This is a genomic window from Egbenema bharatensis FJBBOT/2019 (assembly GCF_048077055.1).
Classification (GTDB): domain Bacteria; phylum Cyanobacteriota; class Cyanobacteriia; order Elainellales; family Elainellaceae; genus Egbenema; species Egbenema bharatensis.
The window spans coordinates 1641623-1666462 of record NZ_CP182236.1; the positions used below are offsets into that span (position 1 = coordinate 1641623).

The window sequence follows — 24840 nt, forward strand, 5'->3', positions numbered from 1 at the left end:
TCTGCTGGGTTAATGATCCTACCTGGATATCCAGATACTTAGATATATAGACAGGAGTTGTCTATCTTTACAAGGGTAATCAAATTTGGGCAGGTTGCGGAAGCTTATGATACTGCGGATTCCCTCACCGTTGCATTGGCGCATTAAAACCAGCCATCAAACCAGTAATGATTACCGCTTTGCACAACCAGCAAAAATCCAGTGGGTTATGGTTAGCGGTTGCCAGATTGATTGCAGTACCAGTAGAGAACAAAAATCCGCTGCACCACGATCGTTATATAGTGATGTGTTATACAGCAATGCGACGTTGCCATTGTTCCCTCGTGATTCGCCACTCTACCTCGTTCCAACCTTTTTCGGCCATCCATGTCGAACTCGCCGGATAGGTAGCAACGACTTCCGCTCCGACCCACTCTGCCAACCGAGTAATCCGCACGTTTGCACTTACCGTAAAGCCAGAGATCACCTCTAGTCCGAGTTCTCCAAACCCAAACTCAAGCAGGGCACGCCCAACCTCGATCGCGTAGGCATATCGTCCCCAGTAGTTGGGTGCAAGTTCAATCCCCAATTCCATCTCACCTGCATCATACCCTCTTCCCCGCAGTCCGCCGCAGCCGATAAGCACGGAAGGTTCACGCCGTTGCACAATTGCCAGTTGGTAGTTGAGCCGAGGATGCTCAGAAGCCCATGTGCGAAATGACTCAAACAAACGGGTTGAATGTTCGAGACTAGCTTTACTGGGTTCGCGGAAGACATGACTGCGAGGATCAGCTTGATAGTCTAAGAATGACGATCGATCTGCCTCAATGAAATCACGCAGCAAAAATCTTTTGGTTACAATCTCCATATCAGCAAGCTTAATGTTGGAACTGTATAGCGTTCCTGGTCAGCGGTTACCAAAACTTTACAACACAGCCAGCTTCAGGAAATCTGCTGCACCAGGGTGTTAGCTGACAATTGTGTTCTGCTGCAACCATTCTACAAATCCCTCACGCTCTAATTTGCCCGATGCGATCGCCAACACAACACGCTCTTGTTCATCTACAGAGGCGTTGATTTCCAACCTATTCAGAACAAGAAAAGTCTCCGTTGCAGCATGATCTGTACGCTTGTTCCCATCTACAAATGTGATGATTCATGATGATCGAAAACCCTAATTTCAGTAGATCACAAACCTTGTTTAGATCCCCCCTAGCCCCCCTTGAAAAGGGGGAACCGAGCCGAAGAGGGGTTGAAGTCCCCCTTTTTAAGGGGGATTTAGGGGGATCAACCCCAGGGATCCCTGTGAAACGAACCCATTTTAGATCTACTGAATTTTGCTGCTTTCTCCAGCAAACTTGGGTACAGATCTTCTCCACCAAACGTCATGCGGAGTTGGGCGATCGCTGATTCTAACAAACCCATATCTCGGATACCTAACGCTCCACCGGATTGCTCAAGAATCCTGTGGTGCAGTTCTAATATCTCTATTAATGTCAAATAGCGGATCATGCCAAATGCTGATACAGTTCAGCATTCTTCATCAGCACATAATCAGCTGCATTAACAAAATCACCTTTTTGCAGATTTAGCCAATCTTCCAGGCTCGCCTTCAACAGCACTTCAATCGCAATGCCATGTACTTTTGCCAAATCCTGCAGCTTTTGGAATTGGCTGTCTGAAAGATCAATTGTGATAGAAGTCACAGCGATCGCTCTCCAAATGTTTCTGAGTCAAGTTTAACATTCACTCCTACCCGATAACCTCACTGTACTGCCCCAGCCAAAAACGAAGCCAGCTAACGTTGAAGTTGTGCGGCGGCAGACAAGCTTGAATTCTCACCGATAACCTCTGTACCGTCCGCACCAACGCAGTGTTAGCTGGCTGGCAACAACACTACTTAGGCTTGGCATGGATCATCTGCTGGAGGATGCAACCCAGTTTGTATCCAAAATCGTCTTGTTTCTCGAATAGAATCGTTTTCTGGATAACGGATATCATTCAAATCAAGCCGCAGGCAAGTTGCACGACCAATGGGCGTAGTTCCTTCTATAACAACGCCTTGATTTAGCCAAACAAAATGCTCTTCCCACTTTTGTTTACGAGGATTGAAAATAGGAACAATCTCCTGAGTATCTGGATCAATGCCAGCTACAAAGTTATATCGCCTCTCATTGCAACGACGACAGGCAAGTGCAAGATTATCAAGTTCATCAGAACCTCCCAAAGATTTTGGAATGACATGATCAACGGTAAATCGATTGGCACTCAGCCGCTCCGGTGAATGACAATACTCGCAGACATATCTGGCGCGCTCTCGAATAGCTTGCTTGAGTTCGTCACTGATTGGCATTTTGAGCAGCAAGCATCGCGTTGATATGGGTAAAAATACGATCTAACTCTCCGATCGCATCGAGTTCAGCAATTTCATCAGGCGTGATCTGATCGGCTTTTTTCTGTTCCAGAAGATTCTCCATTCGCAGTTGAAGAGACTCACTGAATTTGAATAAATTCCAGTTATCAACTTTTTCGAGTCGGATTTCATGGATTAAAGAAGATGGTTTATTAAGAGTTGTAACCATTTAGCCCCCATTGCATTAAATTTTTGCGAACCAGTCTGTATCGACTTCCACTGACTCAATTACTGTGATCTTGACACCAAGCCCCAACTCTTTCAAGCGTTGAACTAACTGCTCCCCATCGATCAGATCGATCGGCGGTGCCCCATCTCGTGTTGCCTCCTTAATCGCATCTCTGGTGAATGTGCCAGTCGTGATAAATAATCCCTTGTCAGTGCGCCCTTGCATGGCTCCACGAAAGTCTCGAATTTGACCCGCCGTGACTGAACCTTGATAACGTTTACATTGAAAAAGCACATGAAAGCTCAGGAAACCGTTAATTCGAGCAATACCAACTCCATCTATTCCACCGTCACCAGACTTTCCTGTCACTTGAACTTGGATAAACCCCGACTCACGCAGTAGACGTTGTGCTAAACGCTCAAACGCAGATGGCTCAAGTGTTAGCAACATTTTGTGCAACTGTTGATGCCATGCTAACTCTTCGAGGGTTTCGATGGATTCAACCGTTTCAGTCGTTGGATCTGAAGGAACAGCCTTGCTCTTCTCTGTATCTCGAACAGCTTTAACAATTTCTTTGGCATCCAGGTCGTCAGGATTAAGCGAGGTTGAGACTAATGACCAGACGCCGCGTGCTGAATTTTGCAAAAGCCCGTATTTCTTCAAATAGGTACGGCTCCAAGCAAGACGGTACTCAACTTCGCTTTGGGAGGTACTGCCATGTGAAATTTCAAGCACCTTATCCGGCAAGTTAAGAATTTGGACTACTTTGTCGTAGATTTCCTCAGTTGTCCCAGACCCACCCAGAATTTGCAGAGCCTGAATTGTGGGTATGAACATTGAATCAAATGTTGGGACTGAGGAGGCGGATCGCTTCATACAGATGAGCCGATTTACAAAAATGCTGCTTTGTCAAATATAAATCGCTACTCAAAATATGTAACTGGTTTGCGATCGCTCAACATAGCTATTCCCACCGATAAGCTGGATGTACACCCCAACCCAAAAACGAAGCCAGCTAACGGTTCGGGTCAGCGGTTGCTGATGTCTTTGCATCGCACCCAAGCGGCTTCGGTCAATCCGCTGCACCCGAATGTTAGCTGACAGTTTCCGTGATCTACTTAATCAACTCAATCTCGCTTGGTCGCCACGTCTTGTCGAACCAGGGCTGTAGCGGTCCATAGAGCCGCAGAAGCGTATTCCATCCCTTGCCAGGGATGGTTTGCACCCAGTTGTTTTCCTTGCCAGCGGGAGCCTGAGGCCCAAAGTACACATCCACTGAGCCATCCGGGTTAATCAACACCGCCTCGTTCTGGCTGGTGACCGCTGGCCATTTCTGATCGGTCTGGAGCATAGAGCGCGTCTGGTTGTCGTAAAGGATCACCGACCAGAACTGCTTGACTGGAACGTTAGGCGGCAGATGCAGCCTGTAGTTTTTGCCACCGTCCAGCGGATTGCCTTCAGCATCCACGAAAGCCGCCATGTACTGTGACCCCTCGCCGACGGTCTTTGAATCCATCGCGGGCGTCACGCCGGTAGCGTAGAAGAAGAATGCCGCATAAGCATCGAGGATTCGCACGCCGTCCTCCTCGAACTTGTAACCGCCATAGAAGCCGGAGCGCCAGGCGCTGTTCGGGTAGTAGTAACTCTCCTTGATCCGCAACCGATAATTGATGGCGCGGGCCGTGGCATCACCAACCACGGCAGCTTCGGCAAGGATCTTTTGCATGCGCCCATCGGGCGCAAAGGGCTTGCCTTTCTGAATGCCAATCGAGGCGTACAGACCAAGCGTGATTGGATCAACCGAATCGGTCGGCTCTTCCTGTACAACCTGGTTGAGGTACTCCCAGAACCCATAATCTGCTGGGGCCAGGGTGCTGAATGCTCTGCCGGAAACATGTACGAACTTTAACTGCGGCGGATTGGCGGCGTCCTCCAACCGATAGATCTTCGTGTGCTGCTCCACGAGATCTACTCCTGGTTTCGGATCTCCATCAACCAGGAAAGAGCGCCAGGGAACCCAGACACTGAAAGTCGCTGGGCGCACGACAAAGTAGCCAGACGGCACATTGCCCTCATAACCTGGCGGCAGGATCAGGTACTTGCCTCCTTCCCCCTTGTCAGGGCCGACGGAACCGACATCGGTGACAAAGTTGTACCACATGTCGTTTATCAGCCCGAGCACCTTTGGCGGTACTTCCAGCACCAACGGACCTTCGCGCAGATCGAGCCAGAACCAGGTATACGGCGTGTTGTTGTTTGGTGTGAGGAACAGCGACTTTGAGTCCATGCGATCCTCGAAAATCGGCACCGTTAAATTGATCGGGCCAAGTTCAGCTATCCCCTTACGATTGGCTAATTGACTGACTGGCGCAAGTCCCAGCAGGTATGCTTGCACGGCTCGCTGGAAGTCGAGGTTGTCATAGAGTTTTTCGACCGTTGCGTCATCAGGAAAGCCGTCGAAGAAATTCAAAGTGCCCAAGCGGGTTTCCACCGTGTCCGGAATAGCGACTCCAGGCGGGATATCGGTAGTCATCTTCATCTTCATTTCCATATTCATCTCCTTCAGGTTTGTTGTGAAATTACCTTTGAGCCAGCTAACGGCAAAATTGAGCGGCTTCAAAGAATTTCAACCCTCCACAAATAACCTCGGCAAGACCGCTCCAACCGTGTTAGCTGAGCAACGCATCGCTCGCCTCGGACACTGAAACGATCGCTCGTCAATCTAAAAATAGCCTCGAAATATGAGGAATTCGTGAGCTGTAGACCGTCCCTCGCCAGTGCCCCCACCACCAACCTTCTGGGCACTTTTGCAATCACAAACAGAACTGAAAACACGGATTCAACCGATCGATTCCTGGGCGTTTTTGGGTTGACAGCTATCCTTTCAATAACGGAGTGTAAGGACTCGATGCAGAGCCAGCTAACCGGTTGCGGTCAGCGGTTGCCAAGATCTTTGCGTCTTACCCAGGCGGCTTCGGTTAATCCGCTGCACCGCAGTTGCCAAGATCTTTGCGTCTTACCCAGGCGGCTTCGGTTAATCCGCTGCACCGCAATTGTTGGGGTGCGCCAACTAACACAAATATATCAGATGTGATATAAACAACTCATGGACAAAACAGATAAACCATTGGTGTGGTTACATGGTGAAGTCAAAACCCCGCCCTTTAGCCAGGAAGCACGCATAGAAACAGGTGTTTTGTTGAGACGACTACAACAGGGCGAAAGTTTAGGATTGCCCCACTCAAGACCAATGCCCAGTATTGGGGCGCACTGCCATGAACTGCGGGTTCGAGATGCAAGTAAGAACTGGAGAATCATTTACCGCATTGATGACGATGCAATTCTCATTCTTGAGGTCTTTAACAAAACAACAAGAACGACACCCGCCAGCATTATTGATACCTGTCAAAAACGCTTGAGCAAGTATGACAATGATCAGGAGGATTAGGAATATGGACGAAGCTAAGAGAAAAAAACTAGAGAACAGAGGTTGGAAAGTTGGAACGGTTTCGGAATTTTTAGACCTTACGCCAGAAGAAACAACACTTATCGAAATTAAGCTGGCATTGAGCCGCAACCTAAAAGAACGGCGGCAAAAGTCAATGACTCAAACAGAACTGGCAGATAAATTACACTCCAGCCAACCCCGTGTTGCCAAAGCTGAAAATGGTGATGCGTCAGTCTCTATTGAACTGTTGATTCGAGCAATGCTGGCAACAGGTGCAACCCCTCAAGAAATTGGTCAAGTGATTGCACAAGTAGGCTGAATTCAATCTCCCACAAATAACCCTGCTGTACTGTCCCAACCGAGGACTGAAGCAGCCCAACGGTTCAAATCAGCGGCAGCAGAGAACTGACAACGAAGCAGACAGCATTTCACTCTGCCCGCTGCATTGGAATTGTTATGCCGTGATCAATAACTGTTGTCTCTATGAATAGCTAACTGTCCAATCTTCAAGCACTAACCCTGCTACTTTACTAAAATCCCGATGATTACGAGTCAACAAAATTAAGTTACGAGATAAAGCAATTGCAGCAATTCGTGCATCCATTTTGGCTAATTGAATTCGTTGAGATTCTAATTCGGCGTATGCTGTAGCTGCACTTGCATCAAAGGAAGCAACGGGTAGTACTTTGAAATCGCTTACAATTCTTGCCATGATCTCGTATCCCTTCACGACCTGATCCAGACTACGAGAACGATTGATATAAGCATGGCTTCCAAGCATTTGCTCATGGAACGTCACAACAGATATCGCAAAGTCTGATACTGAGTGCTGTGCCATCCTCTTCGTAAGATTTCTGTAATCCTCCCCTACCTGGCGTTGCAGAATGCTCAAATGGTCAGTATCTAACACAATAGTCCGGACAGTTTTTAGGGAGAAAAATAGGGAGGTAGACAAAAGCCACCCTCCTTTTTAAGGTGCATATATGAACAACAGCACCGGAGAGGTGGCGATATGGATATTCTACAAGCCCTATTTGCGCAAATGGGGCATTTAGCAAACCCCAACGACAGTTTCTGATAACCCTGTTCTCTACCATCCTGTTGTTGTGTGGCCGGGTCAACTTTACCAATCTGAGCCGTTATAGCCCACTGTCAGAGCGAACTTACCGGCGGCAGTTTGAGCAGGACTTTGCCTTCGTCCAATTGAATCAACACACCATTGCAGCCGCCATTGCGAAACCAGAAGAGGCGATTGGGGCGATAGACTGCTCGTTTATTGCCAAAAGTGGCAAAGCAACCTATGGCGTGGATTGGTTCTACAACGGCAGTGCCAATCGCAGCGAGAAGGGTTTAGAGATTTCGGTGATAGCGGTGGTTGATGTGGCGGCTCACCAGGGCTATACCTTGTCGGTACAGCAGACACCACCCTCTCCGGTGACCTCACGCCGCAAGGGAACGCGCAAAACCACGCCAGGAAGAACTCAACAACGGGTTACAACCGAAGCCATTCAACACGCCCAAGCCTATCTCCAACAACTTCCCGACAAGGGTCAACCTGCGGATGGTTCGACCCCATTGCCATCCCCTTCCCCCAAACTCACTCGCATCGACCACTATTTGCACCATTTGGGGGCAACACGTCCTTATTTCCCTGAAGGTCTGCGCTACTTGGTGGGGGATGGGTTTTATAGCAAGCAGAAGTTCATCGATGGGGTCGTCGCCCTCGACTTGGAGTGGATTGGCAAACTGCGTTTGGATGCCGATCTCCGTTACCTGTACACCGGTCCCCAAAAAAAACGAGGGTGCCCTCGCAAATATGATGGCAAAGTGACCCTCAATGACATCTCGCGCTTCACCTGGGTTGAAGATATTGAACCCCAGTTGAGCCTCTACACAGCCCTGGTCTGGCACGTTTCCCTCAAGCGCACCCTGCGCTTAGCCCTCCTCGTCGATACTCGCAAGGCGTCTAAAACAGGGATGGTGCTGCTCTTCTCCACCGATACCAACCTCCATGCCAAACAAATCTTTACCTATTACAAAGCCAGGTTTCAAATTGAATTTATTTTTAGAGATGCCAAGCAATTTACTGGCCTCAGTGCCGCCCAAACCCGTCACCCCAAACGGCTTGACTTCCACTTTAATGCCAGTCTAAGCGCGCTCAATCTCGCTAAATATGATGCCCAAACCCGTCATCCCCAAGACAATGCTGACCCTGTTCCCTTTTCGATGGCCAGTTATAAACGCATGGCCTTCAATGACCATCTGCTCGAATGCTTTATTCGCCAGTTAGAGTTAGACCCAACTTCGATTAAATCCCATCCCAACTACCAGAACCTTCGTTCTCACGGCATCATAGCCGCTTAATTCTGTCCGGACTATTGCTAACAAATACTTCATGGCTCATCTTGTGCTTCGAGCAAAGACTCATCTCCCTGGCGAATTGCTCGCCCATAAGCAAGTACTTCCTCAAAGGCAGGCTCATCTTTGAATGATCCTGTAATTTGTTGCAGCCAGTTTATCGGCTGAGAAATTACAATTTGCTGCTGTAATTGGGCGATCGCAGCTTCTACTGCTGCAAGGCGTTCCTCCAACGAAGCATTAGTCGTCATTTCCATCCCTCCTTGCTGAGTACTAATGAAAATCGAGTTCACGTCCCCTATCCTCTCGATTTTACTCAACATTCGACAGACACAAAATATCCAACATGAGAAGATGGGCTTCGGGTTACTGTCTCAACCAAGGACTAAGCGGCATAACTATTAATAGGCTGAATTTTTCTGTCTAAGATCCCGATTTAGGGTAGATAGGCAGAATGATTCGGTATAACACCCAAAATTTGCTGCATATCCAGATTATTTCTGCCTAAGATCCCAAATTAGGTGGATAGGCAGAACGATTCCGCATAAGATCCCAAATTACTACTTATGCCGATTATTTCCGCATAATACTCCGTTTGACCTGATTAGCCAGAATCTTTCCGCATAATTTCAGATTCCTATTCCTTGCATAGATAAGGTGCACTATTGGGTGCACAGTGCATCTACTTTTCTCTATGCAACTACCTTCTAAAAAGTTGCTAAATCAGGTGCGAAATGCCATTCGTCTCAAGCACTCCGCCGATCGCCCTAAAGAAACCGATGTACGATCGTGGATTCAATCGCCTGTGCGATCGCCTACTTCATAGACAGAGCAGGCAAGATGCCCACCTCAAAATGGTAAGGGCGCACAGCAGTGCGCCCTTACATCTATTGTGTACCCCCAACGTCTGACTTAGAGCGTCATCGATCGCACATAGATCCGCATAATTTCACCCGGTTCTTTGGTGGTGGCTTGCTGGATTTGTGAGAAGGGGAGGGGTTTTGACCAGTCTTCGACTCGGCAAAAATCGCATTGATACAGACGAGCGATCGTGATTTCCACATCATCGGGTTGACCGATTATCAGGATTTTTACCGATCGCCGGGCAGAGGAAATCCGTCGATCGCCTGCGGGAGGCAGACCGAATAGTTTGTCAGCCATAGTTCATGAATCTCCTTATTTTCCAGGGTTTGAAGAAACCCCAGAGACTAGCCCTCAATGTCAGACAGGGCAAGCGGAAGGCATCGGGTGTTATCATACACCCTAGCCTGGACTAGCCTCAGTAGTCTGGGTCAGGAGGTTAAGCGTTTTGCTTGGCTGCGGACGCTTGACCTCCGTTAGAGAATTCGTCTCCAGGTCGTCCAGCTATCCCCCAGGTTTGTGCAACCCAAAAGACAGCCATAGCTGAAGAGAGTAGCATTAATCGATCGAGCAAATCAAGTCAAAAATGTTACAGTTCGATCGAGTTTTGCTGCATCGTCAGAGGGGTAAGCCACGCTCGGCACAAACTTGTCAACAAGCCGCGATCGCAGTTTTAATGCATTTTTAATATTTTCCAATGCTTCTTCGCGGGTCTAACCTTGACTGACACAACCTGGAACCCTGGGATACTCTACGATCCACATCCCATCTTCATCCCGATCGAGCATTACAAAACAGTGTCGTTCAACAATCTCCCCAATCTCCCCAGTCATCCTCCTCCTTGCTCAGTCCTGCCACTCGGTAAAATAGTAAATGCCCGATCGCACCCCATCATCAGAGCATGTTAGATAGCTTGCAAACCGAGTTATATTATTTAGAGCATTTCGCGGACGACCTGGTCTCAGCTCAATTGACTCACCTATCCGTTGTGAGTGTGGGAATCATCTTTTTAGCAGGGTTATTAACCAGTCTGACTCCCTGTATGCTGTCGATGTTGCCCATTACGATCGGTTATATCGGCGGCTATGAAGCGAAAAGCCGGGTGCAGGCGGCGGCACAGTCCACCTGGTTTGCTTTGGGACTAGCGACGACACTGGCTGTTTTGGGCATTGTGGCAGCCGTGGCAGGCAGAATCTATGGGCAGGTCGGGATTGGCTTACCGATCGTCGTCAGTATTATCGCCATTTTGATGGGGCTGAACCTGCTGGAAGCATTGCCCCTGCGCTTACCCAATTGGGGCGGCATGGACTGGATCTCGAAGGACTTACCCGAAGGTGTGCGATCGTACCTGATTGGGCTGACCTTCGGACTGGTCGCCTCTCCTTGCAGCACCCCTGTCTTAGCCACCCTCCTCGCTTGGGTATCCACCACCCAAGATCCGATCCTGGGCGGAATTTTGCTGCTCTCCTACACTGCTGGCTATGTTGCTCCCCTGATCCTGGCGGGAACCTTTACTGCCTCCATCAAAAAAATTCTGGAATTGCGCCGTTGGTCGGGCTGGATTACCCCTACCAGTGGAGCGTTGCTCGTTGGGTTTGGGGTCTTTTCACTATTGTTTCGACTGATGCCGTCTGGGCAGGTTTAGGGATCAGAGAAAGGCGAACCCAATTCGCCCCTGCCCCACTCAAGGACGAACCCAATTCGCCCCTGCCCCATTCCTTGTCCGGGCGAACCCAATTCGCCCCTACCCCACTCCCCACTCCATGACTTCTCAAAACCCTTCTGATTCAAAATTTATTAATATCCGCAAAATTATTAGTGATTACTTTCGCAAAGAGTTGATTCCCCTCCTGGCTGATCTGCGGCTGGCCATCGTGCTGTTATTGACGATCGCCCTGTTCAGCGTCTCTGGCACCGTGCTCGAGCAGGGGGAAACTTTATCTTTCTATCAGGCAAACTACCCGGAAGATCCAGCATTATTTGGTTTTTTGTCCTGGAAAGTGATTCTTACCCTGGGATTGGATCACGTTTACCGAACCTGGTGGTTTTTGGCCCTGCTAATTCTGTTTGGTTCTAGCCTGACGGCTTGTACCTTTACGCGGCAATTTCCGGCCCTGAAGGCGGCGCGAAAGTGGAAGTTTTATGAACAACCGCGTCAGTTTCAGAAGCTGGCTCTGAGTGCGGAAGTGGAAAGGGGATCCCTGGAGAGCCTGCCCACGCTGCTGGCTCAAAAGCGGTATCGAATTTTTCAAGATGGGAATAAGCTCTACGCTCGCAAAGGGATTGCTGGACGCATCGGGCCAATTATTGTCCATGCCAGTATGCTGCTGATCCTGGCGGGATCGATTTATGGAGCTATGACGGGCTTTTTTGCTCAGGAAATGGTTCCCAGTGGAGAAACGTTTCAGATTCGCAATATCTTTGATGCAGGGCCGTGGGCAGAGCCGCAAATCCCCAAGGACTGGTCGGTGAAGGTGAATCGCTTCTGGATTGATTACACCCCCGATGGCACGATCGATCAGTTTTATTCGGATTTGTCGGTACTGGATCAATCAGGGCAGGAAGTCGATCGCCAGACGATTCATGTGAACAAACCCTTACGCCATCAGGGAGTGACCCTGTACCAGGCAGACTGGGCAATTGCCGCGATTCGGGTGCGGATTAACAACAGTCCTTTCTTGCAGTTACCGATGGCCCAACTGGATACGGGTGGGCAGGGTCGCGTGTGGGGCACCTGGATTCCCACTAAGCCAGATATGAGCGCAGGGGTGTCAGTGGTGGCGAAAGACCTTCAGGGAATGCTGCTGGTGTACGGCATGGATGGACAGTTGGTGGGAACGGTGCGGGAAGGAATGTCTACGGAGGTGAATGGAGTCACCCTGGCAGTAGCTGAAGTCATCGGCAGTACAGGTTTGCAAATTAAAGCGGATCCAGGCATTCCGTTTGTCTATGCTGGGTTTGGGCTATTGATGCTGAGTGTGATGATGAGCTATGTTTCTCACTCACAAATTTGGGCGTTGCAATTGGAGGATGGATCGCTCTACGTGGGGGGCAGAACCAATCGGGCCCAGGTGGCGTTTGAGCGGGAAATGGTAGAGATTTTAGATCAGGTGCAACCCAAAGAAACTTGAATTCGTTTTTCAGATTGTCCCGATCGGTTCATCATAGAGGTGATCTGTCTGTATGATTGCTCTGAAACCAGAAAACTCGTTCGTGACGGGTTTATCTGCCATCCATTACCCTCCCTATGGTCACTACAACCTGGAATCGTCGTCATGTCATTTCGTTAGCGGATTTTCAGCCAGACGAATATGATACGGTTTTGCATACTGCTGCTAGTTTCCGAGAAGTCCTGTCGCGTCGTACCAAGAAAGTTCCGGCACTCCAAGGGCAAGTGGTTGCCAATTTGTTCTTTGAACCCTCCACTCGCACCCGCAGCAGCTTTGAATTAGCCGCCAAACGGCTTTCTGCGGATACCCTCAACTTCGCCCCAGGCACCTCCTCCCTCACCAAAGGTGAAACCATCCTGGACACAGCGAAAACCTATCTGGCGATGGGAACCGACATTATGGTGATTCGGCATCGGGAAGCGGGCGTTCCCCTCATGATCGCCGATGAAATGGATCGGTTAGAGACGCGGGTAGGAGTTTTCAATGCAGGAGATGGACTCCATGAACACCCCTCCCAGGCGCTGCTGGACTTATTCACTGTTTGCACATTGATCGATCCCGACAATCCCAGGTTGTCCCTGCTCAAAGACAAAAAAATTGCGATCGTCGGGGATATTCTCCATTCCAGAGTAGCTCGTTCTAACATCTGGAGTTTCACCGCGAGCGGAGCAGAAGTTCACCTGGCCGCGCCTCCCACCCTTCTCCCCAAGCTGTTTGCCGACTTCGTTAACCCAGACCCCACTCATCGTTCCGCATCCCCCTTTCCCCTCCCCCGCAAACTCTTCCTCCACTGGGATCTCGAACCGGCCCTGAGAAATGCCGATTTTGTCATGACGCTACGCCTACAAAAGGAACGGATGACGCAGCATTTACTCCCCAGCCTGCGGGAATACCATCAGCGGTACGGCATCACCAGAGAGCGGTTAGGACTCTGTCAACCTGATGTAAAAATTCTGCATCCGGGCCCAGTGAATCGCGGTGTGGAAATCAGTTCAGAGCTAATGGATGATCCAAAGCTGAGTTTGATTTCGCAGCAGGTCACCAGTGGGGTAGCGGTCAGAATGGCGTTGCTGTACCTGATGGGCAGCGGTAAGAACGGCTAGAAAAGGGAGCTGCATAAAATGGCATCCTAACCCAAAAGTCGCCCAGCCCAAAAGTCGCCCAGCCTAAAAAGTAACAAACTTGGGATGGTGGAAAATCTCAGCCGGAATTGGGTTCGATCGCGCCCCTTCCGTATCCCGATCTGTATTCTGAAACAGCACCGTAAACGCGCCAGACCCCAACCGCTCCTGGGGAAACATACGGTAGCAGGGCAAATCGGTTAAGTGCGATCGATAGGGTTCTAAATGAGGGACAGGGACAGGTTGGAAGTGGGGAAAGCGATCGAGAAACCATTCACTCACCTGCTCGTTTTCTTCAGGGGAGTAAGCACAGGTCATGTAAGCAAGATAGCCCTGCGGAGCCACCAGTTGGGCAGAATTGGCAATAATGCGCTTTTGGCGATTGGCGTTTTTGTTGATGGTGACAGGATGGAAACAGCCTGGCGCTTTGCCGCCTTTCGCCAAAAGGGACTGACCTGTACAGGGGGCATCCACCAGTACCACATCCGCCGTTTGGGCCAGTTCCGTTGCCAGCACGCCAGAATCCCGACTGAGGACGATCGCATCCTTTACCCGGCACCGCTTGAAGTTGGACACCAGGGCCCCAATCCGTTTTCCAATTACTTCATTACTCATGAGCAACTTGGGCCGAAGCGCAACCCAGGCAAACAGGCTTTTCCCCCCCGGAGAGGCACACATATCAACAATCAAATTCACTGGAGACTTGATTGCCAGCAACACCGAAGCTGCAAACACCGAAGAAAAGTCCAGACAGTAAAAATAGCCCTGGTCGTGGAGTGGGTGCTGTCCTGGTCTGTCAGAGGGTTTTGCGGCAGGAACGAGGCGATCGACAAATTCGGGTTGCCACGACACCGGAGGTTCCAGGGTGAAGGGCATTTCAGCCGGTTTGGGCTGACACCAGAGAATGCAGGGACTAAAGGGTTGAGGGTGTGTCAGGGCTGTAATAAATTGCTGCTGTTGGTCAGATGCTTCAAACAACCGTTGACTGAACTTGACTAACAAATTGGAAACGTTACCCACCCAGCGATGCTCCGATCGAATTGAACCTTTGACATTCCTTTGACAATTTCCGTAGCGCAGGCATCTTGCCTGCCAGTGAAGTATCCATCACACCCATGCAAAAGTGGGATACACCCGCTCCCATGCTTTAGCGTACCTGAGACTGCCCAATGGAGCAATTTAACCAACCCCATCATTTTGAACCGACAAATAGACTTAAACTGACAGGTAGATCCAGGATAACCAACTGCTCAAACGCCAGATAGTTATCCTAATAATCTCCGCCGCATCTGTGTCCCTGAACACAACCAATCACCTACTGCATCCTCAAGACTTAGATCATTTGCACAAGGAAATTCTATGCTGCATCGCATTCTCACTACAGTTTTAATCAGCTTCCTGAGCTTGACTTCTATTTTCTGGGCTGCTCCCTCCGCTCAGGCAGCGGATTGTACCCTCACAGCGATCGTCTGGGAGGGCTATACGGATCCATCTTTTGTCGATGAATTTACCGCTCAAACAGGCTGCACGGTGAAAGCCACTTATGCCGGTTCCAGCGATGAAATGTTCGCTAAATTCCGTACGGGAGGTGGACGCACTTACGACATCATTTCTGCTTCGGGCGACATTACCGAACGCCTTTATAAAGCAGGCTTAGTTCGACCGATCGACACCAGCAAATTAACGAACTATAGCACTATTTTTGAACCGTTCCAGGGCGGGAAATGGAACACCTTTGACGGCAAGCCCTACGGGGTTACCTTTGCCTGGGGGCCCAATGTTCTGGTATACAACAGCAAACAAGTTCGACCCGCACCACAATCCTGGGATGTATTGTTTGATCCAGCCTATGCAGGGAAGATCTCCATTCCCGACAACCCGATGACGATCGCCGATGTGGCTCTCTGGTTAGGCAAACCCGATCCCTATGAGCTGACAGAAGCCGACCTGGCTGAAATCAAAGACAAATTGTTGGCACTTCGCCCCAGCATTCGTAAATTCTGGACGACCGCAGGCGAGCTGGCAAACCTGTTCCAGTCGGGTGAAGTGGTGATGGCCCACGCCTGGCCCCTGACCTACAAACAGTTGAGTGAAGCGAATTTCCCAACTGGCTCGGTCAGTCCTCAGGGAAAACTCACAGGCTGGACAGATTCCTGGATGATCTCCAAACGATCGCCCAACGCCGATGCAGCCTACCAGTGGATTGACTTTATCCTCAGCGGTGATGGACAGAAAGGCGTAATGGATGTGACCGGATACTCCGGCGCGACGGAGTTAGGGGTTGAGGCGATCGGCAAGGAACGGGCCCACGAATTATTTATGGATGACCTGTCTTTGCACTCCCAAATCAATATGTGGCAGAGTGTTAAAAATTACGACCAGTGGGTGCAGCTCTGGAACGAAATTCGGAGTTAGGGGTAGCCATTTATCGTTTTCGGGTGGGTGCAACCCTGATCAGGAGTAGGATACTCACCCGATCGATCAGGCTTATATACCATTTTGATTACCCATTGCTCCATGCTTCAATCCTCTGGCGTGCCGCATCAAATCTCTACTTTTCTATTGATAAACCAGGACCGATTGCTGATAGGTTGTGCGATCGCGGATTTATGACTAAAGTATTCATAGGTAAAATACGCTAGTTTAATGATTAGCACAATCCTTAATCGAATTCCGTTTATATATTCATTGTATTTGCAGCATTCCCAGCGTTTTTGTGCTATAGACTTGCATCTGCCTGCACGCTGAATTTCCGTAGCGTCACTTCATTTAGCCAGAGAGAGTCGCTTATGAATCATCCTCCACACCGTCCCGAGCAACGTCCCTACTGGCAGAGAGATCCCAAACCTTCTCGGCTGCTAGATCGGGCAGGCGCATTTCTCCTGGGTTTTGGGGCCTTTGCCATTATCCAGGCGATCGTGCGTCCTCCAGCAGAAACCCCGTCCACTCAGACCAGCTCGTCTCAAACAACAGAAGAGCAACCCTCTGGATGGTACAGCCCACCCGCCCCTGAGACTCAAACTCAAGCGCGCGCCCAAACCCCGCAACCCCTCGAAACAGTTGATGTGCCTGAGGCAACGATCTGTGTTCAAGGCACCCTTCCCAATGGTATGGAGGTCTGCGCCTCTGGGGTTTCCATTGATCCGCAGCTTGTGGGTATTGACCCTGATGAAGGGTCTGTTGTCGTCACTAACTTTCACGTCATCCTCAATACGGGCAACGAACCACCTATCCGCCTGGGTAACGACGGAGATTGGTATAGTTCAGAAATCCTGAAACGATCGCCAGACATGGATCTGGCCTTGCTTTACGTGCCTGATGTCCGGCTTCCCGTCGCAGCCCTGGCGGATACTGCCCCCGAAGGACAAATTCCAGTGCGAGCGATCGGCTTTCCTAACAATCAGCCCCTCACCGTTCGAGATTCAACACTGCTCGGCAAGATTCAAGAGTGTTTGGCCGTTGCGCCCTGTCTGGCTCTCCAACCAGGGACTATCACTCACGGCAACTCTGGTGGCCCCCTCGAAGCCGATGGAGTGGTGATCGGAATTAATCAGGGTGAAACCATTCGGGAAATTGCCATCCCCATTGAGCAGGTTCACTATTTCCTGTCTGATGCCGTCGAAGATTCAGACATCATCCCGCCCCAATACCAGCGGGCAATGCCACCGGGAATGCCGCCGGGAATGCCACCGATGTATCCCGCCCCCAGACGACCCCTTCCGCCTCCCCCCTACGGTGGCTATCCCCCACCCCGGCGCTGGCGATAAGGTCGGTGGGGTAGCTTAGTGGGGTAGTCTAACGCTCCTTAATCCTCGATTTCCTATGTCTTCTCCCCTGATCGGCATCATCATGGGCAGCGACTCTGATCTGCCTACCATGCAAGCAGCGATCGCAGTCTGCGAAGAATTTGGTGTAGCCTGCGAAGTATCCATTGTTTCAGCCCATCGTACGCCAGAGCGAATGGTGGACTATGCCCAGAAGGCCCATCTGCGCGGGTTGAAGGTGATTGTTGCTGGGGCAGGGGGAGCCGCTCATCTGCCAGGAATGGTGGCTGCCCTGACCCCCCTCCCCGTGATTGGTGTTCCCGTCGCAACTCGCCATTTACAAGGCGTTGACTCTCTCTACTCAATCGTGCAAATGCCAGGTGGCATTCCAGTGGCAACAGTGGCGATCGGTAACGCCAAAAATGCTGGGCTGTTAGCCGTACAGATCCTTGCCAGTCACCAGCCTGATCTATTGGAAAAGGTGCAGCAGTATCGCCAGAGTCTTCAAGACATGGTGATGGAAAAGCAAGCGCGGCTTGACCAACTGGGGTATCAGGATTATCTGCAACAATAGTCTAGCCCTCCCCAACGAAGGTCAAAAATATCCTCCCAATGCTCAAGCCGAAGGGTTGCATCCTGTGCTATCCTAACCTATACTTAATCGTCGGATTTATTAAAGAAGACGTAAATGTCCACTTAGTAAGGCACTACCATAGGAGGGTTTTATTCCTGAGACGCTCACCTTAACTCTTAGTCTGAAAGGCAACCGGGAAGTGAGGGACAACTGCCAAATTTTCCGTCTTGCGGGCCTACTGGATGCATATTCAGAACAGGCATTTCTCAAGGCATTGGACAAATTTGCAGAAGAAAGTCCCAAAAACTTCATTCTTGACCTTTCTCAAATTGACTTTGTGGACAGTTCTGGCATCGGTGCGTTGGTCAAGATTGCCAAGAAGGTTCAGAACGCGGGTGGTACATTCCAAACGGTCACGAATCCCAGAGTGACACAGACTGTTAAGTTGGTTCGGTTGGAACAGTTTCTTTCCCTTCAGCCTTCGGTGGATGATGCACTTGCCAAACTCAAGCAAAGTTAGCCAATCTGAACCTGGAGGTATCTCTACTTCCAGGTTTTAGAGTTTTTTCAGATATCAATCAAAAAATCGCTCAGATTTGCGCCACAAATGAGCGTTTCCAGTGAGCATTTCATTGTGTGTTCGTTAAGATGAGATAGTTCCGTATTGGGGTCTTTGGTTTCTGTGGAGCCTGGAGTGGATAGTGCTAATGTGCAAATGACAGGCCAGGCCCAGATGATGCCTGAGCGATCGCAGCCGCTACCCTTTTTGCCAGATGAAGCAGAAGCGCTTGTACAACGGCTTTCTCCGGCAGCCCTGGCTTATCTGGGTGATGCTGTTTATGAGTTGTATGTTAGAGCGACCTATCTAGTGCCGCCCAAGCGTTTGCAGGATTATCACCTACAGGTTGTGTCTCGTGTTCGGGCGGAAAGTCAGGCCATGTATTTAGAATTGCTTGAGCCACACTTGACGGATCAGGAGCAGCAGATTTTGCGCCAGGGCCGGAATGCGGTGAATCAAAAGCCGAAGCGCGTCAAGCTGAAAACCTATCAACAAGCCACCAGCCTCGAAACCTTGTTGGGCTACCTTTACATCACCGATCCCCAGCGATTGTTTCAGCTTTTGGCACAAATCAACTTAAAGCGACCGATTGATCCAACTGAAGACTGATATCACTGGCGTGGGGGTGAGATGAACCAGAAAAAACCTGTTGCAACCGAAACTAAGCTAGGGATGAATGCTTGCCGCAACCTCCCGCTAAAACGACTTGGAACCTGAATTAAATAATCTGACCCTTTTCTGTCCTTTTTTTTCTGACCCTTTTAATGATCTGATTCATCTAACCTGAAAAACTACGTCTGTTGGATTTGGCAGTGACAGGGCCTCTACCGCAGGAAATTGAGATCTAGAGCAATTTGCGTTCTCTATCAAAGAATGATGACTGGAGAAAACCCGTTAGGACTTTCCGGTCTGACTTGATGGGTTCACGATCGAGCGTTCACCCCTACCCTTTCGCCCAAGGATAATGACATCATGGCTGCTAAACCCCGTAATTTTAAATCAGGTCGTCCCCAGCGGCAGAACACACCAAAGGGTGCATTCAAAGGTTCACCGAAACGACATAGGGGATCATCTGACTCTGACCCGAAGTTGAAACCGAAACAAGATGGATCTGAGTCCAACTATCGCCGGTCTTCCAACAAAGGGCAGGCTAAACATAAAGCGCAGCAGTACGCCGCTCGATCGAATCAGTCTGAGTTTCGTCCACCAAGGTTAAGAAATTCTGACATTTCTCAAACCCATCCATCCCATCATCCAACGACTCATCCTTTATCCGATTCCCCTGATCAAGGGGTTGATCCCTCCGAGCAATTTGGCGATCAATTCCCTCAATTTTCTAACTCATCCGCCAAGCCCTCGCCAGATCAACCGATCCCCGCTCCAGGCTTTACGAAAGCGAAGGGTAAAATCCGAAATCAGGCATCTGGTCGGGATCAATCATCTCACCGCCGCAAATTCGATCGCACGCCACGATCCCCAGAAACCTCAGAAACTCACGTCATCCCTGATACTGAATCAGACACTGATTTGATCTACGGTCGTCATAGTCTCCTGGCAGCTTTAGAAGGCGATCGGTATCTGAACCGGATTTGGGTACTCCCCAAACTACGCTACGATTCTCGCTTTCACTCCCTTCTGTCCCAAGCAAAGGCAGACGGTACAGTAATTGATGAAGTTGATTATCGGCGGTTGGATCAGATTACCCATCATGCCAATCACCAGGGAATTGCCGCTCAGGTTGCTCCCTATGAGTATCTTGAGCTTGCCGAACTGATTGAGAAAGCGAAGGCTGCCAGTGAACATCCGGTTCTGGTTGCGGCTGATGGCATCACTGATCCCCATAATCTGGGTGCGATTATTCGTACGGCAGAGGCCATGGGGGCACAGGGACTGTTGATCCCGCAGCGGCGGGCTGTCGGCGTGACTTCCACTGTCGTTAAAGTTGCGGCTGGGGCTTTAGAAAGTTTTCCAGTTGCAAGGGTTGTCAATCTCAGTCGGGCCCTGGAAGAATTGAAGAGTGCAGGCTTCTGGATCTATGGCATGGCCGCAGAGGCCAGTCAATCCATTGACACCGTGCATTTCGACAGTTCTGCCGTGTTGGTCGTCGGTTCTGAAGGGGAAGGGCTTAATTTACTGACGCAGCGTTGTTGTGACGTTCTCGTTTCAATTCCGATGCAAGGTAAAACCCCAAGCCTGAATGCTTCTGTTTCGGCAGGCATGGTTCTTTATGAAGTTTCTCGCCAACGCCGATCGCAAACCCTTCGTTTGGAAAATTCACCGAAAGGTGCTTTGCAAAACCAGGTTCAACACAGTATAAACAAAGTGTGATAAAACTTTACGACGCAACCCTTGTACCCGCCCTGTAAGGCCATATTTGTGCGTCCACTGACGTTTAACATCGGTAGGAGCTTATGAAGGAACTTTGGATTCGGATTCTTGAATTTTTTGGGCTGGCATGGTGGGTTGAAGTAGCAACGGAATCACCCCGGTGTACCTACTACTTTGGTCCGTTTCTTACTGCGAAGGAAGCTCAAGCGACCCAATCTGGATACATTGAAGATTTAGAACAGGAAGGGGCGAAGGGCATTCGGGTAGAGGTCAAACGGTGCAAGCCGAAGGAATTGACGATCGAAGAAACGGCGGATGATGTCAAGTCAGCAAGGGGAGTTTCCCCGATTTTGAGTAGTCAGCTTTAGAGAAATAACCTAGCAGCTTGTAGGGTGGGATCTGCCCGCCTTACGGGATGCGGTTCTCTGGTTCAGCATCCATCCGGTCAGGTTTTACTTATGAGATACCGGACTATGAGATACCGGATTCAGGGAATCGATCGCATCCATTGCTCTAGCCAACAATCAATATCAGTGAGAACCTGGGTGGGAATCTCCCAGGGAAATAAGTGCGCGACATTCGGGTAGCAATGCCACTGGGATTCTGGCAAATGTTGGGCCGTTTCCAGGCTAGAGGCTGCGGTAATGTGCCGATCTTCTGCCCCAGCGAGCACCAGGGACGGGCATCGAATTTGAGCCAGGTTGGGAACTCGGTTGTAGCCCGATCGCAAGCTCTGTTGCAGGACCCGATTGGCCAATGCAGAGGTTTGCAGGTAAGCGGTCAAAGCCTGATCGGCCAAGTATTGATAGGTGGCAGGCGTGTGTTGCTGGATCAGGTAGCGATAGAGCGATCGTTTGCCGAAGGTGTCAATATTCCACTGCCAGCCCGGACTGAGCTTATTTAATAGTGATGCAATTCCCGTATACAAATTATCCTCCCAGGAGATGGCGGGGTGGCTGCCACGAGGTCGGGCTGCTGTAGCTACTAAAATTAGACCTTTTACCCGTTCTGGCCGTCGCAGGGCTAATTCCATCGCCAGAATTCCACCTAGCGACCATCCCAACAACAGAAATTGTTCAAGATGCAGTCGATCAATCAATGCATCCAGATCCGCCAGATGCGCCGCCATATCAAACGCTACCTGGGTTCGGCTCTGGCCATAGCCGCGTAAATCAGGAGCGATCGTCTGAAATTGGGTGGACAAATGGTTGGTAAAGACGGACATACACTGCCCTGAACCCGGATGCCCATGCAGACACAGAATTGGGTAGCCCTGCCCCTGAACATAGGTATGAAGGGCGATCGGCGCAATATTTGAGGAAGATGGATCAGCGGAAGAGAGGGGTTGGGAAGTCATAATCCAATCATCATCCAGGGGCGAAGGAGTGGGGTGAGCCAGGAGGAACGCAAAGCAGCTTATCGTTTACAGGCTACACTAAACCTGGGAAAGGTCTGCATTTAGCTCAGGATTAGCGATACACTTTTTAATTGGCTCAGTGCCTATCTGGTCACGAAGCGTAATATTTCCACGAGGCGTATTCATGGCATCCATTCGTAAGTTGCACCATCAGCTAATTCAGAAAGAAATTTCAGCAGTTGAGCTAGCTCAGGACTATCTCAAGCAGGTCAAAGCCCTGGAACCCAAACTGCATAGCTTTCTGTGTGTAACCGCCGATCGTGCCCTAGAGCAGGCTAAACAGGTGGATGCCAGACTGGCTGCGGGGGAGGATCTGGGTTTACTGGCTGGAATTCCGATCGGCATTAAGGACAATCTCTGTACTCAGGGAATTCCGACCACCTGCGCTTCTAAAATTCTGGAAAACTTTGTGCCACCCTACGAATCGACAGTGACCACCAGGCTGGCCGCTGCCGGAGCCGTAATGGTGGGCAAAACCAATATGGACGAGTTTGCCATGGGCAGTTCCACCGAGTCCTCTGCCTTTCAGCTCACGGCAAATCCCTGGGATTTAGAACGAGTGCCAGGGGGATCTTCCGGCGGCTCGGCGGCAGCGGTGGCGGCTGGAGAATGCGTTGTGGCGTTGGGATCGGACACGGGCGGATCCATTCGTCAACCGGCTTCCTTTTGTGGTGTGGTGGGCATGAAACCCACCTATGGGCTGGTGTCTCGCTATGGGTTAGTGGCCTTTGCCTCATCGCTGGATCAGATTGGCCCGTTTGGTCGATCGGTGGAGGATGTTGCCGTGCTGCTGGAGGCGATCGCCGGCCATGATCCCAAAGATTCCACCAGTCTCAAGGTCGAGATCCCCAATTACGCCAGCCTGCTCCAGCCAGATGTGTTGAAAAAGCGGAAACTGCGGATTGGCATTATCAAAGAAACCTTTGGTGAAGGGTTAGATCCCGTCGTCGGCAAAGCCGTGATGGATGCGGTGGATCAACTGAAAAAGCTGGGCGCAAAAGTCAAGGAAATTTCCTGCCCTAAATTTCGCTACGGCTTGCCAACTTACTACATCATCGCGCCCTCGGAAGCCTCCGCTAACCTGGCCCGCTACGATGGCGTGAAGTATGGCTTTCGTAAAGAAGATGCGGAAAGTTTGATGGATATGTATACGCAAACTCGCGCCCAGGGGTTTGGCCCAGAGGTCAAACGCCGGATCATGATTGGCACCTATACCCTGTCTGCCGGGTACTATGATGCCTACTACCTGAAAGCTCAGAAAGTCCGGACGCTCATTAAGCAGGATTTTGAACGAGCCTTTGCAGACGTGGATGTGCTGGTTTGCCCCACCTCTCCCATTACTGCCTTCAAAGCAGGGGAAAAGACGAACGATCCCCTGAGTATGTACCTGACGGACTTGATGACCATTCCGGTGAATCTGGCGGGATTGCCGGCCCTGAGTTTGCCCTGTGGGTTTGATCAACAGGGATTACCGATCGGACTGCAAATGATTACCAACGTCCTACGGGAGGATGTGTTGCTCCAGGCAGCCTATGGTTACGAGCAGGCAACGGATTGGCATCAGCAGCAACCTTAGGTTTGAACCCAGTAGAACCGTAGAACCTCATTAGATTTGCCCCCTGAAGACCGCTGGAATCAAATTGCTGGAATCAAATTGCTAATGATGTCTCAGCCTTACCCGGTGTTTCTAAAACCGTTCCTGCCAATTCTTGGTGGATTGGGGATCGCCTACATCGCCATTTGCGCTTTTCTGTATTTTCGGCAAACCCGGATGATTTTCTTTCCGTCTTGGCGGATTGAAACAACCCCAGCGTTTTTTAACCTGGAGTATGAGGAGATCTGGCTCACGGTATCCGAAGATCCCCTTGAGCGGATACACGGATGGTGGTTGCCCGTCGAAGCCGATCGTGAAGTGGGGGTTCTACTGTATCTACACGGGAATGGCATTAATATTGGAGCGAATATTGCCCATGCTCATCGGTTTTACCAGATGGGTTTCTCAGTGCTGTTGATGGATTATCGAGGCTACGGGCTGAGTGAGGGAGGATTTCCCAACGAGGAGCAGGTATATAAAGACACTGAAGTCATGTGGAGCTACCTGACTCAGGAACGCCAAATTCCGCCCGATCGAATTTTTGTGTATGGCCATTCGCTGGGTGGCGCGATCGCCATTGAGTTGGCCACTCGCCATCCTGAGATGGCCGGACTCATCATTGATGGATCCTTTTCATCCTTGCGGGATATGGTCAACCTGAATCCGTCCCTGCGACTCTTCCCGATCGACTGGCTGCTGACGCAAGAATTTAACTCAATTCAAAAAGTACCTGAGTTACAGTCCCCTGTGCTGTTTATTCACGGATTGGCCGACACGACGGTTCCCCCTTCCATGAGTCAAAAGCTGTATGCAGCCGCTCCAGACCCTAAGCAGCTCTATCTTGTCCCTGAAGCAGGGCACAACAACGTTGCGGAAGTGGCCGGGGCAGAGTACTTACAAACGGTGCAATCCTTTGTGCTAAAAGCGGATGCAGCGACGGATGGAAAGCTAAGTCCAATATCAAGGGCGGGGAACCGATCATCGGGAGCGGGGAACTGATCGACTGATCGTTTGATTATTCCCGCATTCCAGCATCCCGATCGGATGATTCCCCTTCGTGAGCAAGATACCGCGCTCCAGATGAA

The 24840-nt window shown here is 50.3% G+C and carries 28 protein-coding genes and 3 pseudogenes; 17 read left to right on the top strand and 14 right to left on the bottom strand.

Features of this window, described 5'->3' with window-relative positions; all coding sequences use genetic code 11:
* Window positions 1-289: 289 nt before the first annotated feature.
* From ACM1PF_RS07725 to ACM1PF_RS07755, 7 genes and pseudogenes are all read right to left on the bottom strand, one after another.
* Window positions 290-847, bottom strand: a complete 558-nt coding sequence (locus ACM1PF_RS07725; RefSeq protein ID WP_416673801.1) for a GNAT family N-acetyltransferase — start codon at window positions 845-847, stop codon at window positions 290-292.
* Between the two features lie 99 nt (window positions 848-946).
* Window positions 947-1160: pseudogene (locus ACM1PF_RS07730) on the bottom strand (type II toxin-antitoxin system death-on-curing family toxin); the annotation flags it as partial.
* Between the two features lie 157 nt (window positions 1161-1317).
* Window positions 1318-1491, bottom strand: a pseudogene (locus tag ACM1PF_RS07735) (type II toxin-antitoxin system death-on-curing family toxin); the annotation flags it as partial.
* Window positions 1488-1685 (bottom strand): DNA-binding protein, encoded by a 198-nt coding sequence (locus tag ACM1PF_RS07740; RefSeq protein WP_416673804.1) that lies wholly within the window; start codon window positions 1683-1685, stop codon window positions 1488-1490. The pseudogene ACM1PF_RS07735 and the gene ACM1PF_RS07740, both read right to left, overlap by 4 nt.
* A gap of 194 nt (window positions 1686-1879) precedes the next feature.
* Complete coding sequence (locus ACM1PF_RS07745; protein ID WP_416673807.1) at window positions 1880-2332, bottom strand: HNH endonuclease; 453 nt, start codon at window positions 2330-2332, stop codon at window positions 1880-1882.
* Entirely contained in the window at window positions 2319-2561 is a 243-nt protein-coding gene (locus ACM1PF_RS07750; protein ID WP_416673809.1) for a hypothetical protein, read from the bottom strand. Before ACM1PF_RS07750 ends, ACM1PF_RS07745 begins: the two co-directional genes overlap by 14 nt.
* Before the next feature lie 15 nt (window positions 2562-2576).
* Window positions 2577-3437: a restriction endonuclease gene (locus ACM1PF_RS07755; protein WP_012629988.1), complete on the bottom strand. Its 861-nt coding sequence runs from the start codon at window positions 3435-3437 to the stop codon at window positions 2577-2579.
* 30 nt (window positions 3438-3467) lie between these two features.
* Here ACM1PF_RS07755 and ACM1PF_RS07760 point away from each other — a divergent pair, with 30 nt between their 5' ends.
* Window positions 3468-3662, top strand: coding sequence for a hypothetical protein (locus ACM1PF_RS07760; RefSeq protein WP_416673812.1), 195 nt, complete (start codon window positions 3468-3470; stop codon window positions 3660-3662).
* A 13-nt stretch (window positions 3663-3675) separates the two neighbouring features.
* Here ACM1PF_RS07760 and ACM1PF_RS07765 read toward each other — a convergent pair whose 3' ends face one another.
* Entirely contained in the window at window positions 3676-5118 is a 1443-nt protein-coding gene (locus ACM1PF_RS07765) for a DUF1254 domain-containing protein (RefSeq protein ID WP_416676590.1), read from the bottom strand.
* Between the two features lie 549 nt (window positions 5119-5667).
* Between ACM1PF_RS07765 and ACM1PF_RS07770 the strand changes: the two genes are divergently transcribed.
* Window positions 5668-6009 (top strand): type II toxin-antitoxin system RelE/ParE family toxin, encoded by a 342-nt coding sequence (locus tag ACM1PF_RS07770; RefSeq protein ID WP_416673815.1) that lies wholly within the window; start codon window positions 5668-5670, stop codon window positions 6007-6009.
* A 4-nt stretch (window positions 6010-6013) separates the two neighbouring features.
* Window positions 6014-6328, top strand: coding sequence for a helix-turn-helix domain-containing protein (locus tag ACM1PF_RS07775; protein ID WP_416673817.1), 315 nt, complete (start codon window positions 6014-6016; stop codon window positions 6326-6328).
* A 162-nt stretch (window positions 6329-6490) separates the two neighbouring features.
* Here the strand turns inward: ACM1PF_RS07775 and ACM1PF_RS07780 are convergent, their stop codons facing one another.
* The gene (locus ACM1PF_RS07780) at window positions 6491-6964 is read right to left on the bottom strand and encodes a type II toxin-antitoxin system VapC family toxin (protein ID WP_416673819.1); all 474 of its coding nucleotides are present in this window, start codon (window positions 6962-6964) and stop codon (window positions 6491-6493) included.
* A 146-nt stretch (window positions 6965-7110) separates the two neighbouring features.
* On the opposite strand from ACM1PF_RS07780, the gene ACM1PF_RS07785 reads away from it, so the two are divergent.
* On the top strand, window positions 7111-8373 hold the full coding sequence (locus tag ACM1PF_RS07785) for a transposase (RefSeq protein WP_416673821.1): 1263 nt from the start codon (window positions 7111-7113) through the stop codon (window positions 8371-8373).
* A 29-nt stretch (window positions 8374-8402) separates the two neighbouring features.
* Here the strand turns inward: ACM1PF_RS07785 and ACM1PF_RS07790 are convergent, their stop codons facing one another.
* Window positions 8403-8618, bottom strand: a complete 216-nt coding sequence (locus tag ACM1PF_RS07790; RefSeq protein WP_416673824.1) for a hypothetical protein — start codon at window positions 8616-8618, stop codon at window positions 8403-8405.
* Window positions 8619-9061: 443 nt separating this feature from the next.
* Here ACM1PF_RS07790 and ACM1PF_RS07795 point away from each other — a divergent pair, with 443 nt between their 5' ends.
* On the top strand, window positions 9062-9193 hold the full coding sequence (locus ACM1PF_RS07795; protein WP_416673826.1) for a hypothetical protein: 132 nt from the start codon (window positions 9062-9064) through the stop codon (window positions 9191-9193).
* 86 nt (window positions 9194-9279) lie between these two features.
* On the opposite strand, the gene ACM1PF_RS07800 is transcribed toward ACM1PF_RS07795, so the two are convergent.
* Complete coding sequence (locus tag ACM1PF_RS07800) at window positions 9280-9528, bottom strand: hypothetical protein (RefSeq protein ID WP_416673828.1); 249 nt, start codon at window positions 9526-9528, stop codon at window positions 9280-9282.
* Window positions 9529-9944: 416 nt separating this feature from the next.
* Window positions 9945-10061, bottom strand: a pseudogene (locus tag ACM1PF_RS07805) (type II toxin-antitoxin system HicB family antitoxin); the annotation flags it as partial.
* A gap of 68 nt (window positions 10062-10129) precedes the next feature.
* On the opposite strand from ACM1PF_RS07805, the gene ACM1PF_RS07810 reads away from it, so the two are divergent.
* The 3 genes from ACM1PF_RS07810 to ACM1PF_RS07820 all read left to right on the top strand — a co-directional run bounded on the left by ACM1PF_RS07810 (window position 10130) and on the right by ACM1PF_RS07820 (window position 13501).
* Entirely contained in the window at window positions 10130-10873 is a 744-nt protein-coding gene (locus ACM1PF_RS07810; RefSeq protein ID WP_416673830.1) for a cytochrome c biogenesis protein CcdA, read from the top strand.
* A 118-nt stretch (window positions 10874-10991) separates the two neighbouring features.
* Window positions 10992-12359 carry a cytochrome c biogenesis protein gene (locus tag ACM1PF_RS07815; RefSeq protein WP_416673831.1) on the top strand — a complete coding sequence of 456 codons (1368 nt, stop codon included), beginning with the start codon at window positions 10992-10994 and terminating at the stop codon, window positions 12357-12359.
* 116 nt (window positions 12360-12475) lie between these two features.
* On the top strand, window positions 12476-13501 hold the full coding sequence (locus ACM1PF_RS07820) for an aspartate carbamoyltransferase catalytic subunit (protein ID WP_416673832.1): 1026 nt from the start codon (window positions 12476-12478) through the stop codon (window positions 13499-13501).
* A gap of 63 nt (window positions 13502-13564) precedes the next feature.
* On the opposite strand, the gene ACM1PF_RS07825 is transcribed toward ACM1PF_RS07820, so the two are convergent.
* On the bottom strand, window positions 13565-14539 hold the full coding sequence (locus tag ACM1PF_RS07825) for an RsmB/NOP family class I SAM-dependent RNA methyltransferase (protein ID WP_416673834.1): 975 nt from the start codon (window positions 14537-14539) through the stop codon (window positions 13565-13567).
* A gap of 339 nt (window positions 14540-14878) precedes the next feature.
* Between ACM1PF_RS07825 and ACM1PF_RS07830 the strand changes: the two genes are divergently transcribed.
* The 7 genes from ACM1PF_RS07830 (at window position 14879) to ACM1PF_RS07860 (ending at window position 21112) form a co-directional block, all read left to right on the top strand.
* Entirely contained in the window at window positions 14879-15934 is a 1056-nt protein-coding gene (locus ACM1PF_RS07830) for an ABC transporter substrate-binding protein (RefSeq protein ID WP_416673836.1), read from the top strand.
* A 374-nt stretch (window positions 15935-16308) separates the two neighbouring features.
* On the top strand, window positions 16309-17286 hold the full coding sequence (locus ACM1PF_RS07835) for a S1 family peptidase (protein WP_416673838.1): 978 nt from the start codon (window positions 16309-16311) through the stop codon (window positions 17284-17286).
* Between the two features lie 55 nt (window positions 17287-17341).
* Window positions 17342-17857: a 5-(carboxyamino)imidazole ribonucleotide mutase gene (purE, locus tag ACM1PF_RS07840; RefSeq protein WP_416673840.1), complete on the top strand. Its 516-nt coding sequence runs from the start codon at window positions 17342-17344 to the stop codon at window positions 17855-17857.
* Window positions 17858-18008: 151 nt separating this feature from the next.
* Window positions 18009-18377 carry an STAS domain-containing protein gene (locus ACM1PF_RS07845; RefSeq protein WP_416676591.1) on the top strand — a complete coding sequence of 123 codons (369 nt, stop codon included), beginning with the start codon at window positions 18009-18011 and terminating at the stop codon, window positions 18375-18377.
* Between the two features lie 216 nt (window positions 18378-18593).
* Window positions 18594-19025 carry a Mini-ribonuclease 3 gene (locus ACM1PF_RS07850; protein WP_416676592.1) on the top strand — a complete coding sequence of 144 codons (432 nt, stop codon included), beginning with the start codon at window positions 18594-18596 and terminating at the stop codon, window positions 19023-19025.
* Between the two features lie 762 nt (window positions 19026-19787).
* Window positions 19788-20744, top strand: a complete 957-nt coding sequence (gene rlmB, locus ACM1PF_RS07855; RefSeq protein ID WP_416676593.1) for a 23S rRNA (guanosine(2251)-2'-O)-methyltransferase RlmB — start codon at window positions 19788-19790, stop codon at window positions 20742-20744.
* 83 nt (window positions 20745-20827) lie between these two features.
* Window positions 20828-21112 carry a DUF1816 domain-containing protein gene (locus ACM1PF_RS07860; protein ID WP_416673841.1) on the top strand — a complete coding sequence of 95 codons (285 nt, stop codon included), beginning with the start codon at window positions 20828-20830 and terminating at the stop codon, window positions 21110-21112.
* Window positions 21113-21231: 119 nt separating this feature from the next.
* On the opposite strand, the gene ACM1PF_RS07865 is transcribed toward ACM1PF_RS07860, so the two are convergent.
* On the bottom strand, window positions 21232-22101 hold the full coding sequence (locus tag ACM1PF_RS07865) for an alpha/beta fold hydrolase (RefSeq protein WP_416673842.1): 870 nt from the start codon (window positions 22099-22101) through the stop codon (window positions 21232-21234).
* A gap of 184 nt (window positions 22102-22285) precedes the next feature.
* On the opposite strand from ACM1PF_RS07865, the gene gatA reads away from it, so the two are divergent.
* Entirely contained in the window at window positions 22286-23737 is a 1452-nt protein-coding gene (gatA, locus tag ACM1PF_RS07870; RefSeq protein WP_416673843.1) for an Asp-tRNA(Asn)/Glu-tRNA(Gln) amidotransferase subunit GatA, read from the top strand.
* 87 nt (window positions 23738-23824) lie between these two features.
* Window positions 23825-24754 (top strand): alpha/beta hydrolase, encoded by a 930-nt coding sequence (locus ACM1PF_RS07875; RefSeq protein WP_416676594.1) that lies wholly within the window; start codon window positions 23825-23827, stop codon window positions 24752-24754.
* Window positions 24755-24840: the final 86 nt, after the last annotated feature.

What these genes read in the sequence shown, in the direction of transcription:
- ACM1PF_RS07865 (WP_416673842.1), bottom strand. Translation starts at nt 22,101, where the DNA reads ATGACTTCCCAACCCCTCTCTTCCGCTGATCCATCTTCCTCAAATATT.
- ACM1PF_RS07765 (WP_416676590.1), bottom strand. Translation starts at nt 5,118, where the DNA reads ATGAATATGGAAATGAAGATGAAGATGACTACCGATATCCCGCCTGGA.
- ACM1PF_RS07830 (WP_416673836.1), top strand. Translation starts at nt 14,879, where the DNA reads ATGCTGCATCGCATTCTCACTACAGTTTTAATCAGCTTCCTGAGCTTG.
- ACM1PF_RS07875 (WP_416676594.1), top strand. Translation starts at nt 23,825, where the DNA reads ATGTCTCAGCCTTACCCGGTGTTTCTAAAACCGTTCCTGCCAATTCTT.
- ACM1PF_RS07745 (WP_416673807.1), bottom strand. Translation starts at nt 2,332, where the DNA reads ATGCCAATCAGTGACGAACTCAAGCAAGCTATTCGAGAGCGCGCCAGA.
- ACM1PF_RS07815 (WP_416673831.1), top strand. Translation starts at nt 10,992, where the DNA reads ATGACTTCTCAAAACCCTTCTGATTCAAAATTTATTAATATCCGCAAA.
- gatA (WP_416673843.1), top strand. Translation starts at nt 22,286, where the DNA reads ATGGCATCCATTCGTAAGTTGCACCATCAGCTAATTCAGAAAGAAATT.
- ACM1PF_RS07775 (WP_416673817.1), top strand. Translation starts at nt 6,014, where the DNA reads ATGGACGAAGCTAAGAGAAAAAAACTAGAGAACAGAGGTTGGAAAGTT.
- ACM1PF_RS07770 (WP_416673815.1), top strand. Translation starts at nt 5,668, where the DNA reads ATGGACAAAACAGATAAACCATTGGTGTGGTTACATGGTGAAGTCAAA.
- ACM1PF_RS07795 (WP_416673826.1), top strand. Translation starts at nt 9,062, where the DNA reads ATGCAACTACCTTCTAAAAAGTTGCTAAATCAGGTGCGAAATGCCATT.
- ACM1PF_RS07810 (WP_416673830.1), top strand. Translation starts at nt 10,130, where the DNA reads ATGTTAGATAGCTTGCAAACCGAGTTATATTATTTAGAGCATTTCGCG.
- ACM1PF_RS07750 (WP_416673809.1), bottom strand. Translation starts at nt 2,561, where the DNA reads ATGGTTACAACTCTTAATAAACCATCTTCTTTAATCCATGAAATCCGA.
- ACM1PF_RS07850 (WP_416676592.1), top strand. Translation starts at nt 18,594, where the DNA reads ATGCCTGAGCGATCGCAGCCGCTACCCTTTTTGCCAGATGAAGCAGAA.
- ACM1PF_RS07835 (WP_416673838.1), top strand. Translation starts at nt 16,309, where the DNA reads ATGAATCATCCTCCACACCGTCCCGAGCAACGTCCCTACTGGCAGAGA.
- ACM1PF_RS07790 (WP_416673824.1), bottom strand. Translation starts at nt 8,618, where the DNA reads ATGACGACTAATGCTTCGTTGGAGGAACGCCTTGCAGCAGTAGAAGCT.
- ACM1PF_RS07725 (WP_416673801.1), bottom strand. Translation starts at nt 847, where the DNA reads ATGGAGATTGTAACCAAAAGATTTTTGCTGCGTGATTTCATTGAGGCA.
- purE (WP_416673840.1), top strand. Translation starts at nt 17,342, where the DNA reads ATGTCTTCTCCCCTGATCGGCATCATCATGGGCAGCGACTCTGATCTG.
- ACM1PF_RS07820 (WP_416673832.1), top strand. Translation starts at nt 12,476, where the DNA reads ATGGTCACTACAACCTGGAATCGTCGTCATGTCATTTCGTTAGCGGAT.
- ACM1PF_RS07800 (WP_416673828.1), bottom strand. Translation starts at nt 9,528, where the DNA reads ATGGCTGACAAACTATTCGGTCTGCCTCCCGCAGGCGATCGACGGATT.
- ACM1PF_RS07860 (WP_416673841.1), top strand. Translation starts at nt 20,828, where the DNA reads ATGAAGGAACTTTGGATTCGGATTCTTGAATTTTTTGGGCTGGCATGG.
- ACM1PF_RS07755 (WP_012629988.1), bottom strand. Translation starts at nt 3,437, where the DNA reads ATGAAGCGATCCGCCTCCTCAGTCCCAACATTTGATTCAATGTTCATA.